Annotated in this window: 1 protein-coding gene and 1 pseudogene; both read left to right on the forward strand. The window is 66.2% G+C overall.

The window, feature by feature from the left end:
* A pseudogene (locus A5791_RS27640) lies at nucleotides 1-146 on the forward strand (acyl carrier protein); the annotation flags it as partial.
* Between the two features lie 289 nt (nucleotides 147-435).
* Nucleotides 436-4,115: type I polyketide synthase (locus tag A5791_RS06205; RefSeq protein ID WP_156661035.1), on the forward strand; the 3,680-nt coding region annotated here is incomplete at its 3' end.

Genomic DNA, 4,115 nt, shown 5'->3' on the forward strand with positions numbered 1-4,115 from the left:
TGTTTCAGGATCTCGGCTTCGACTCCCTGACCGCCGTCGAACTACGCAACCGGCTCAAAAACGCCACCGGACTCACCCTTTCACCCACCCTCATATTCGACTACCCCACCCCCAGCGCCCTCGCCCAACACCTCGAGCCCCGGCTGACGGTCACCGTCGCCGACCAGCAGCCGGACCTGATGACCCGGTTCAACGACATCACCCGCGAACTACAAACACTGCTCAGCCGGCCCGACTGGAAACCAGAAGACACCACGCACCTCACCGCCCGCATTCAAACGTTGCTCACGACGCTCACCGACCGCCTCGAGCCGTACGACGCACAGGGACCGGACGGTGACATCGATGACATCACCAATGCGACCGAAAGCCAGCTCTTCGCAATCCTGGACGAAGAACTCGGCTCGTGAAGACCGACAAAGCCAAGGAGTAATAGTGTCGGGCACCACCAAGCATGTCGATTATCTGAAGCGCCTCACCGCCGATCTGCGGCGCACCCGCCGGCGTCTGTCGGAATTGGAAGCCAAGCAGTCCGAGCCGGTTGCGGTGGTGGGGATGGCGTGCCGGTATCCCGGTGGAGCGGATTCGCCGGAGGCCTTATGGCAGATGGTGGTCGAGGGACGCGATGCGGTGTCGGACTTTCCCGCCGACCGGGGTTGGGACGTGGCAGAGCTATTCGACCCGAATCCCGATGCGCCAGGCAAGATGTACGTGCGTCAAGGGTCATTTCTGTCGGATGCCGGCGACTTCGACGCGGGATTTTTCGGCGTGGGGCCCAGCGAGGCGCTGGCGATGGATCCGCAGCAGCGGTTGATGCTGGAGTTGTCGTGGGAAGCACTGGAACGGGCGGGCATTGACCCGTTGGGTTTGCGGGGTTCGGCAACGGGCGTATTCGCCGGCGTGATCCATGCCGGCTATGGGGGCGAGGTGAATGGCGCACTGGAGGGCTACTCACTGACCGGCTCCACATTGAGCGTCGCCTCGGGGCGCGTGTCCTACGTGCTCGGCTTGGAAGGCCCCGCGGTATCGGTGGATACCGCGTGTTCGTCGTCGTTGGTGGCGTTGCATTTGGCGGCGCAATCGTTGCGCTCGGGAGAGTGCGATCTGGCATTGGTCGGTGGCGTGACGGTAATGGCCACTCCCGCCGCATTTGTCGAGTTCAGTCGGCAGCGTGCGCTGGCGGCGGACGGTCGGTGCAAGGTGTATGCCGGTGGCGCTGACGGGACCGCATGGTCGGAAGGCGCGGGAGTGCTGGCGGTGGAGCGGTTGGCCGATGCGCGACGATTGGGCCACCCGGTGTTGGCACTGGTGCGGGGTACAGCGGTGAACCAGGACGGTGCCTCCAATGGGCTGACCGCACCAAATGGGCCGTCGCAGCAACGGGTTATCCGGGCGGCGCTGAGCAGCGCCGGGCTGACGGCAGCGGATGTCGATCTGGTCGAGGGCCACGGTACGGGTACCACATTGGGGGATCCCATTGAGGCACAGGCCCTGCTAGCGACCTACGGCCAGGACCGGCCGGCGGACCGGCCGTTGTGGTTGGGATCCATCAAGTCCAACATCGGCCATACCTCGGCGGCGGCAGGAGTCGCCGGGGTGATCAAGATGGTGCAGGCGATGCACCATGGGGTGCTGCCGCAGACGCTGCACGTGGATGTGCCTACGCCGCACGTGGATTGGACCGCGGGGGCGGTGTCGCTGTTGACGGAGTCGCGACCCTGGCCGAAGGAGGACGGCCCGCGGCGGGCCGGGGTGTCGTCATTCGGCATCAGCGGAACGAACGCTCATGTGATTTTGGAGCAGCCCCCGGCTCCCGCGCCGGAAAGTCTGGAAAGCACTGGGGCCGAGCGCGTTAGCGACGACACGCTGACGGCGTGGATATTGTCGGCCCGCTCGGCCCAAGCACTGACCGATCAGGCCAGGCGGTTGCTTGCACATGTGTCCGCCGATGCGGACCTGGATCCGGTCGATGTGGCTTGGTCGTTGGTGACGACGCGGTCGGTGTTCGAGCATCGGGCCGTCGTGGTGGGCGCCGATCGCGAGCAGCTGATGACGGAGCTGGCCTGGCTGGCCGCCGGTGAGCCGGATTCCAGCGCGGTAGCGGGCCGGGCCCGCTCGGCGGTCAAGACCGCATTCGTATTTCCCGGGCAGGGTTCGCAGCGGCTGGGCATGGGCCAGCAGCTGTATGACCGCTTTCCGATGTTCGCCAAGGCTTTTGACGAGGCGGCCGCGGCATTGGATCCGCATCTGCGCCTGCCGCTGCGGCAAGTGATGTGGGGCAGCGACGCCACACTGTTGGAAAGCACTGAGTTCGCGCAGCCGGCGTTGTTCGCCCTCGAGGTGGCGTTGGCGGCGTTGCTGCAGGACTGGGGTGTGGTGCCCGACGTGGTGACCGGTCATTCCGTCGGCGAGATCGCCGCGGCCCACGTCGCAGGCGTGTTGTCGCTTTCGGATGCGGCCAAAGTCGTGGCCGGCCGAGGTCGATTGATGGCGGCGTTGCCCCCTGGCGGGGTGATGATCGCCGTAGCCGCAAGCGAGCAGGAAGTGGCGCCACTGCTCACCGAGGGGGTCAGTATCGCTGCTGTCAACGGCCCTAACGCGGTAGTCATTTCGGGCGCCGACGTGCCGGTGAACGCGGTGGCGGAGCAACTGGCACAGCGGGGTAGGCGGGTGCATCGGCTGGCGGTCTCGCATGCCTTTCATTCGGTATTGATGGAGCCGATGCTCGACGACTTCACCAGCCTGTTGGAAGGCGTTTCGCCCGCCCCACCGCGAATTGGATTGGTATCGAACCTGACTGGGGAATTGGCCGGTCCCGGGTACGGATCGTCGCAGTACTGGGTAGAGCATGTACGCCAGCCGGTGCGCTTTGCCGACGGCGTACGGGCGGCTGAGTCGTCGGGGGCCGAGGTTTTCCTGGAGGTGGGCCCCGATGGTGGCCTGACTGCCGCGGTGGAGCAGTCATTGACCGTTGATCAGGCAGTGTCGGCGGTGACGCTGGCCAAACGTCGCGCGGAAGCCGAGTCGTTGCTGGTCGCGCTGGGCAAGTTGTTCACCAGCGGTGTAGAGGTCGACTGGCTTGCGGCGCTCGGCGGCGGCCGACGGGTCGACTTGCCGACGTATGCCTTTCAGCGGCAGCGGTTTTGGATGCCCTATGGGTCGGCGGGAGCCGCCGATGTCAGCGCGGCCGGCTTGACGCGGGCCGATCATCCGTTGTTGAGCGCGGTGGTGGAGCGGCCGGATTCGGGTGGGGTGGTGCTTACCGGCCGGTTGTCGGTGGCAGCTCACCCGTGGGTGGCTGATCACGTAGTCGACGGCGTGCTGCTGTTCCCGGGCGCCGGCGTTGTGGAGTTGGCCCTGCGGGCGGGCGATGAGGTCGGCTGTTCGGTGGTGGAGGAGCTGACACTGTTGGCTCCGCTGATATTGCCACCGGTCGGCGGGGTGCAGATCCAGGTCGTTGTCGACGCGCCGGATGAGTCGGGGTCTCGGGAAGTGCGCGTGTATTCGCAAGGCGCGGGCCCCAATTCCCAGTGGCTGTTGCAGGCGCAGGGTTCGATGAGGGCGGGATTGCCTGAGCCGGCCGCGGATTTGTCGGTGTGGCCGCCGGTGGGGGCGACGGCGGTGGATGTGGCCGACCCCTATGAGCGGCTGGCCGCACTGGGTTACGACTATGGTCCGGCGTTTCGGGGTTTGCAGGCGATGTGGCGGCTGGGTTCTGTGGTGTTCGCCGAAGTCGCCGTTCCGGAGGTCGCCGGAGCGGGAGATGGCAGTTTCGGTATACATCCGATACTCGTCGATGCGGCGTTGCACGCGATGGGATTAGCCGACGATCAGCAGCAGACGATGTTGCCGTTTTCGTGGCAGGGGGTGTGTTTGCATGCTGCGGGGGCGTCTCGGTTGCGGGTGCGGATAGCGCCGGTGGGTGCTGGGGCGGTGTCGGTGGAGTTGGCTGACGGTGCGGGGTTGCCGGTGTTGTCGGTGCGCGAGTTGGTCGTTCGCCCCGTCTCGGCAGATGCGTTGTCGGTCGCCGCCTCTCGCACTGCGGGTGGGTTGTTGGAGGTGGTGTGGTCGCCGGTGTCGTTGGGTGGTGGTGGTGTGGGGCCGGTGGTGGTGTG

The organism is Mycobacterium sp. 852002-51163_SCH5372311 (genome assembly GCF_001667115.1).
Classification (GTDB): Bacteria; Actinomycetota; Actinomycetes; order Mycobacteriales; family Mycobacteriaceae; genus Mycobacterium.